The sequence below is a fragment of the Stenotrophomonas sp. PS02297 genome, assembly GCF_029959705.1.
Classification (GTDB): domain Bacteria; phylum Pseudomonadota; class Gammaproteobacteria; order Xanthomonadales; family Xanthomonadaceae; genus Stenotrophomonas; species Stenotrophomonas nitritireducens.
Map to the genome: position 1 here is coordinate 1 of NZ_JASCOS010000150.1, position 7,375 is coordinate 7,375.

At 71.6% G+C, this 7,375-nt stretch carries 3 protein-coding genes; all 3 read right to left on the minus strand.

Going from position 1 to position 7,375, the window contains the following annotated elements; all coding sequences use genetic code 11:
• On the minus strand, window positions 1-1,884 hold a 1,884-nt coding region (locus tag QMX80_RS17490), incomplete at its 3' end, for a serine/threonine-protein kinase (protein ID WP_282278448.1).
• A gap of 27 nt (window positions 1,885-1,911) precedes the next feature.
• The gene (gene ppc, locus QMX80_RS17495; RefSeq protein WP_282278449.1) at window positions 1,912-4,620 is read right to left on the minus strand and encodes a phosphoenolpyruvate carboxylase; all 2,709 of its coding nucleotides are present in this window, start codon (window positions 4,618-4,620) and stop codon (window positions 1,912-1,914) included.
• Between the two features lie 294 nt (window positions 4,621-4,914).
• Window positions 4,915-7,338, minus strand: a complete 2,424-nt coding sequence (locus tag QMX80_RS17500) for a prolyl oligopeptidase family serine peptidase (protein ID WP_282278450.1) — start codon at window positions 7,336-7,338, stop codon at window positions 4,915-4,917.
• Between the last annotated feature and the right edge of the window lie 37 nt (window positions 7,339-7,375).

The window sequence follows — 7,375 nt, forward strand, 5'->3', positions numbered from 1 at the left end:
GGCCAACGCCGCCTGCTGTTCGCCGCGCGCCGCCTGTGGCCGCGCGGCGCCGGCCTCGGCGGCGCGGCGCTGCGGGTCCAGCGCCGGCAATGCGCGCGTCGCCGCCAGCGCCTGGTCGTAGGCATCCGTGGCCGGCTCCAGTTCGCCCTGCAGCGACAGCGCCTGTCCCAGGTCGATGCTGGCCGACACGATGCGCGCATCGGTGGCCGGCAGCGCCGCCTCGCGCACCTGCAGCACCCGCCGCAATTCGTCGGCCGCGTGCGCATAGTGGCCGATGGCGATCAGCACCCGTGCCAGCGACTGCCGCATGTCGGCCGCCAGCAGCGGCGCATCGGCGAAATCACCATCCAGCCGTGCCAGCGCATGCGTGACGATCTGCTGGTCGAGCGCGTCGCGGGCGATGCTCGGCGCGCCGACCTGGGCGAAGGCCTGGCGCAGGCGCACGTCCAGCGGCTGGCCGGCGCCCTGCTTCTCCAGCACTTCCAGCACCTTGCGCTGCTGGGTGTCGGTCATGGCATGGCCCATCGCATCGATGTCCACGCTTTCCAGCATCGCCTGCTGGAAGTCGGCGAGCCGCTGCAGGTCGTGGCCGCGCTTTTCGGCCAGCGCCTGCTGCGCCCGCGCCTCGCGCAGCGCCAGCACCGAGGCCAGCAGGCCGCCCAGCACCGACAGCAGCACCAGCGCGGCGGCGGCCAGCGGCCAGGCGTTGCGGCGCAGGAAGCGGCGCGCGCGGTAGCCGCGTTCGTCGGCGCGCGCGCTGACCGGACGATGGGCCAGGTAACGGCGCAGGTCCTCGGCCAGCGCCGCGACCGAGGCATAGCGCCGGTCCGGCTCCTTGCGCAGCGCCTTGAGCACGATCGCATCGATGTCGGCCGGGACCGCGCGGCCCTGCGCGGGCGGCTCGCCATCGCGCCGCAGGCGCCGGCTGGGCGGCTGCACGTCGGTATTGGCGATGGCGTTGTACAGGCCGGCCGGATTGTCGATGTCGGCGAACGGCAGCTGCCCGCAGACCAGCTGGTACAGCACCGCGCCCAGCGAGTAGACGTCGGTGGCGGTGGTCAGCGGCTGGCAGGCCAGCTGCTCGGGGCTGGCATAGGCCAGGGTCAGGGCGTGCTGGCCGGTATGGGTGTCGCCCGCCGCCGCGCTGTCCTCGTCGATCAGGCGGGCGATGCCGAAGTCCAGCAGGCGCGGCTGGCCGCGCGCGTCGACCAGGATGTTGGCCGGCTTGAGGTCGCGGTGGATGACCAGGCAGCGGTGCGCCTCGGCCACCGCCTCGCAGATCCCGATGAACAGCGCGATGCGCTCGTCCAGCGGCAGGCGCGCGGCATGGACGTCCACGCGCTCGCCTTCGACGTATTCCATCGCCAGGAACGGGCGGCCGTCGGCGAGGATGCCGCCGTCGAGCAGGCGCGCGATGCCCGGGTGGTCCAGCCGCGCCAGCAGCTCGCGTTCGCGGGCGAAGCGCTCGCGCAGCTCGGGCGATGCCTCGGCCACCGGATTGAGCAGCTTCAGCGCGACCTTCTGCACGAAGTCGCCGTGGCTGCGTTCGGCCAGGTAGACCACGCCCATGCCGCCGGCACCCAGGCGCTGCAGCAGGCGGTAGTCGCGCGCGGCGTCGGCCGAGGCCTCCTGGCCGCTCAGGTCCTGTCCCGCGTCCGGCGCCGGCGGTCCTGAGGAGCGCAACGACACCACCAGCGTCTGGTCGGCCTCCATGCCGGCGAGCAACGCCCGCACTTCCTCGACCATCGTCGCGTCGCCCGCCGCCTCGCGGGCGACTAGGTCCTCGCGGGCGCTGCCCTGCAGGTCCAGCGCCTGCAGCACGATCTGCTTGACCCGGTGGTAACGCGCTGCGTCGCCACCGCTTACGTCCCCTTCGCGCATCATCCCCGTTCCCGTCCCGGCACGCCGCCGTCAGCCCGTATTCTGCACTCCCTGCGACACGCCGTTCACGCAGGCCACCAGCGCGCGCAGCAGCGCCTCGTCCTCGCGGCCGCTTTCACGCCAGCGTTGCAGCAGGTCCACCTGCAGGGTGCTGATCGGGTCGATGTAGGGATTGCGCAGGCGGATGGACAGCGCCAGCCGCGGATCGTGCTCCAGCAGCTCCTGCTGCCCGCTCAGGCGCTTGACCCAGTGCGCGGTCAGCGCCAGCTCCTCGCGGATCAGCGGGAAGAAGCGTTCGTGCAGCGCTCCGGCCATGCGCGAGAACTGTTCGGCGATGTGGATGTCGCCCTTGCTCAGCACCATCGCCATGTCGTCGAGGAAGGTGGCGAAGAACGGCCAGTCGTGCGCCATCTCGCGCAGCAGCTCCTCGTTGCCGGCATCGGCGGCGGCCTGCAGGCCGCTGCCCACGCCGAACCAGCCCGGGATCACCGCCCGCGCCTGGCTCCAGGCGAACACCCAGGGGATCGCGCGCAGGTTGGACAGCGCCGCGTCCTGGCCGAGCCGGCGCGACGGCCGCGACCCCAGGGTCATGCGCTCGATCACGTCGATGGGCGTGGCGTTGCGGAAGTAGTCCATGAACTGCGCGTCGCCGACGAAGGCGCGGTAACGGCGCGCGCTTTCCGCCGCGACGATGTCCATCACCGGCGTCCAATGCGCCTCGCGCGGTTCGGGCGCGCGCGGGCGCAGGCTGGCGCGCAGCACCGCGCCGGCGGACTGTTCCAGCGAACGCAGCGCCAGCGCGCGGATGCCGTACTTGCGGTGGATCACCTCGCCCTGCTCGGTGACGCGCAGGCGGCCGTCGATGCTGCCGCGCGGCGAGGCATCCACTGCGTGCGTGGTCTTGGTGCCGCCACGGCTGATCGAACCGCCGCGGCCATGGAAGAAAGTCAGGCGCACGCCGTGCTCGGCGGCTACGCCAAGCAGCTCCACCTGCGCCTGCTGCAGGCCCCAGCGCGAGGCGGCGATGCCGCCGTCCTTGCCGCTGTCCGAATAGCCGAGCATCACCATCTGCACGTCGCCGCGCGCGGCCAGGTGCGCGCGGTATACCGGGTCGGCGAGCAGGTCGCGCAGGGTCGCGGTGCCGCGATGCAGGTCGTCCACCGTCTCGAACAGCGGCGCGATGTCCAGCGGCACATTGCCGTCGGCGACCAGGCCGCCGCGCCGCGCCAGCGCCAGTACCGCGAGCACGTCGCCGCGGTCGTGCGCCATCGAGATGATGTAATTGCCCAGCGCGTCGGCGCCGTGGCGGCGGTGCGCGTCGGCCAGCGCCGCGAATACCTTGTCCAGGCGCTGCCCGGTCTCGTCGTCGCCACGCGGCAGCACGGCCTCGCCTGCGGCATAGGACGACAACAGCCGCGCACGCGCCGCACCGTCCAGTGCGTCGAACGCATCCTGGCCGCCCAGCACCTCGGCCAGCGCGCGCGCATGCACGCTGGACTCCTGGCGCACGTCCAGCCGCGCCAGGTGGAAGCCGAAGGTGCGCACGCGCCACAACAGGCGGCGCACCGAGAACCAGCCGGCATGCCGGCCCTTGTTGGCGTCCAGGCTGTCGAGGATGAGCTGGATGTCGCCGACCAGTTCCTCCGGCGAGGCGTACGTGCCCGGCGCGTCGTCGAGCGTGGCCTGCAGGCGCGCGCGCATGCGGTCGTTGAGCAGGCGGTAGGGCATGTCGGCGTGGCGCGGGCGCGACTGCACCTGCGGCAGCAGCGCGCGGTATTCCTCCACCCGCGCGCGCACCGCATCACTCACGGGCACCAGTTCGGTGGACTGGCTGAGCAGGCTGGCGAGCTTGAGCAGGTCCTTCTGGTACAGCTCCAGCACCGCGTCGCGCTGCGCGTTCAAGGTGGCGGCGATGGTGGCCGCATCGACATTGGGGTTGCCGTCCATGTCGCCCCCCACCCAGGTGCCGAAGCGCACCAGCCGCGGCAGCGGCAGGCTGCGGCCCCAGGTGTCGAGCAGCGCCTGTTCCAGCGATTCGTAGAACACCGGCATCACCCGGTACAGCACGCGGGTGAGATAGAAGCCGACGTGCTCGCGCTCGTCTTCCACGCTCGGCCGCACCGGCGAGGAATCGGCGGTCTGCCACGACGCGGTCAGCGCCATGCGCAGGCGCGCGGTGTCGGCGGCCTGCTCGCCCGGCGTGCGCTGGCCGTCGAGGTTGTCCACCAGGCTGGCCACCATCAGCTGTTCTTTTTCCAGCAGCGCGCGGCGCACAGCCTCGGTGGGATGGGCGGTGAACACCGGCTCGATATCGATGCGCGGCAGCCACTGCATCAGTTCTTCCAGCGTCACGCCTTGTGCCTTGAGCTGCTGCAGCGCGTCCTGCAGGCCTTCGGGCTGCGGGCGCTTGGTGCCGGCACGCTGGTAGTCGCGGCGGCGGCGGATGCGGTGCACCCGCTCGGCGATGTTCACCACCTGGAAATAGGTGCTGAACGCGCGCACCAGCGCCTCGGCCTGGCGCGGCGTGCGCCCGGCCAGCTGCGCGCTGAGCGTGGCCAGCGGCGCCTGGCTTTCGCGGCGCGCGATCGCGGCGGTGCGCACGTCTTCCACTTCATCGAGGAACGCGGGCGAGACCTGTTCGGAAAGGAGATCGCCGACCATCGCGCCGAGGCGACGGACGTCGTCGCGCAGGGGCAGATCGGGCGTGGCGAAAACGACGCTGCTGCGGTACTCGTTCATCCAGGAACCGGAACCTCGAGAGCGGGAACGCCCCAAGCCTAACCGAAAAATCCGGGCGTTTTTGCAGTGCATCAATACGGAAAATGGTTGCATCTGCATGTTGTCCGCGCGCTGTCCGCGCAGACACGACGACGGGGCGCGAACGCCCCGTCGTGGTCATGCAATGGCTTGCCGGGAGCAGCCCTGGAGCATCGCCGGGCGATGCCCGGCGCTACAGCGCCGACGCTGCGTCAACCTGCAGGGCGGAGCGCCGCCCCGCTGACGCCTTGCCGGCCAGGTCCACCCGGCGCCAGGTCAACGGCGCTTGCCGTCCTTCGCCGGCGCAGCCAGCCAACGGTCCAGCCAGTCCTCGCTTTCGGCGAGCATGGTCATGATCGATTCGCGCGCGCGATAGGCGTGCGATTCGTTGGGCAGCATCACCAGCCGCGTATTCCCGCCCAGGCCCTTGACCGCGGCGAACATGCGTTCGCTCTGCATCGGGAAGGTGCCGGAGTTGTTGTCGTCCACGCCATGGATGAACAGGATCGCATCCTTGATGTCGCCGGCGTAATTGAACGGCGACATCTTCAGGTAGATGTCCTGTGCCTGCCAGTAGTTGCGTTCCTCGGCCTGGAAACCGAACGGGGTCAGCGTGCGGTTGTAGGCGCCCGAGCGTGCGATGCCGGCCTTGAACAGGCGCGTGTGCGCGAGCAGGTTGGCGGTCATGAACGCGCCATAGGAATGGCCGCCGACGGCGATGCGCCCGCGGTCGGCCACGCCACGGCGCACCACTTCGTCCACCGCCGCCTGCGCGCTGGCCACCAGCTGCTGCACATAGGTGTCGTTGGGCTCGGCATCGCCCTCGCCGACGATCGGCATGGTCGGGTTGTTGAGCACCACGTAGCCCTTGGCCAGGAACGCCTGCGGTCCCCAGTAGCTGACCGCATTGAAACGATGCGGCGAACCGGTGACCTGGCTGGCGTCGGCGGCGGATTTGAACTCTGCCGGGTAGGCCCACATCAGCACCGGGCGCGGACCGTCCTTCTTCGGGTCGTAGCCGGGCGGCAGCAGCAGGTCGGCGGTGAGCTCGACGCCATCGCTGCGCTTGTAGCGGATCTGCTCCTTCTTCACCCCGCGCAGCTGCGGCAGCGGATGCGCGTTGTGGGTCAGCGCGACCGGTGCCGCTTCGCTGCCGAGCGCGCGCGCATACAGGTTGGATGGCTCGTCGTTGGACTCGCGGCTGTACAGCACGCGGGGCGCATCGCCATCGATCACCGCCACCGGCGCTTCGTAGTACGGCGCCTGCGAGTGGAACAGGCGCTCGCTCTTGCCGCCGTCCAGGTCGATGCGGTCGAGGAACGGGCGGTCGCCTTCGGGCGAGGCGCCATCACCGACGCGGTAGAAGCCGTGGCCATCGGCGGTGAACTGCAGGCGTGCACGGCCGCCGTCGTCGGGCTGCAGCAGCGGCGCGCCCGGGTCGCCGTAGCGGTCGTCCTCCGAACGCTCGGACAGCAGCTGCGGCGCCTGCTCCGGCTGGTCCGGGGCGATCTTCCATTCGCGCACCTGGCGGGTCTTCCACCAGTACTCGTTGAGCAGGGCGACATCGCCACGGCCCCAGGTGATGCCGGCATAGCGCGACGCCAGCCGCGCCAGCGTCAGCGGCGGCCGGTCGAACGGTGCGGCCTGGACCAGCACCGCGTCGCGGATCGCCGCTTCGCGCGCCGGATCGCCGCCGTCCTGCGCCTCGGCCCAGACCAGGGTGGCCGGCGCGTCGGCGCGCCAGGAGATCGAACGCACGCCGGTCGGCACCGCGTCGTTGCCGGTCGGCAGGCCTTCGACCAGCGGCAGCTTCGCCACCGTGTGCGCCACGCGGCCCTGCGCGTCCAGCACCTCGATGCGGCGCGGGAAGCTGCTCACCGGCACCGCATAGGAGAACGGCCGCTCCACGCGCTGGCTGAGCAGGTAGTTGCCGTCCGGCGAGGACGACAGCCCCAGGTAGATGCCCGGCATGCCCAGCGGACGGCTTTCACCGTTGATCGCCACCCGCACCGGCTGCGCCTGCAGGTAATACTCGAACAGGCGCGCGTCGTGTTCGTTCTTCAACAGGTCCTGGTAGGTGCGCACCGAGCGCACGCCCTTGCCCGCCTCGGTCTGCTGCACCGCCGGACCGGTCGGGATGCCGTCGCCGACCGGCGCGGCGCCCTGCCCGGCCGGGCGCTGCATCACCAGCAGCGCATCGCCGCCCGGCAGCCATGCGTAGCCATTGCCTACCACCGAGTTCAGCCGCTCCGCCACCCGGCGTGCGCTGCCGGCAGCGACGTCCACCAGCCACAGCTCGTTGCTGCCGCTGGTCGGGTCCACCTGGTTGAAGGCCAGGTACTTCTGGTCCGGCGACCAGGCCAGCGAGGCCACCGACAGCGGCTGCGGCAGGCCGCTGATCTGGCGCTGCGCGCCATCGGCGGTGGAGACCAGCCACAACTTGCTGCCGAAGGAGAAGCGGCTGTCGGAGAAGGTCTTCGGGTTGATCCGCAGCCCGGCCAGCTTCAGTTCCGGCTGCGCCACCTGGGCGATGGACGGCAGCGGCGGGGTCTGCAGCATCGCCGCCAGGTCGCGCCGAGGCGACAGGCGCAGGCTGGGCGCGCGCGGGGCGTCCACCACCGCCTGCAGCGCCGCGGACGGCAGGCGGTAGCCCTGGGCATCGCCGGCCGGGGCGTTGGCGGCCGGGGCGGCCGCCAGCAGCGGCGGCACGGCCAGCAGCAGGCCGGCGCACAGCACC

Excerpts from the sequence above, each read along its gene's own strand:
- ppc (WP_282278449.1), bottom strand. The coding sequence starts at position 4,620 with ATGAACGAGTACCGCAGCAGCGTCGTTTTCGCCACGCCCGATCTGCCC.